1 protein-coding gene is annotated in these 229 nt (G+C 72.1%); it reads right to left on the reverse strand.

All coding sequences use genetic code 11. The features are described 5' to 3' along the window. A partial coding sequence (locus tag KVS67_RS13745) for an ABC transporter substrate binding protein (protein ID WP_305799849.1) occupies positions 1–229 on the reverse strand: 229 nt, incomplete at both ends.

Raw genomic sequence — 229 nt, forward strand, 5'->3', positions numbered from 1 at the left:
GGGGTTGTAGACGATGCGGACGGCCGTGCCGTCCGGCTTCACGACCTTGAGCAGCTGCAGCTGCTCCTTGACCGGGTTGCGGTCCGCGACACCGGTGACGTTGCCGCCCGGGGCCTCGTCCGAGGCCACGAGCTCAGCGCCCTTGGGATCGGTGGCCGCCATGAACACGACCGGCTTGTCCTTCACGGCCGAGGCGGTGCCCTGTGCGGCGGGGGTCGCGGTCGCGGCC

Source organism: Micrococcus sp. GbtcB5 (assembly GCF_019091605.1).
GTDB classification, from domain to species: domain Bacteria; phylum Actinomycetota; class Actinomycetes; order Actinomycetales; family Micrococcaceae; genus Micrococcus; species Micrococcus luteus.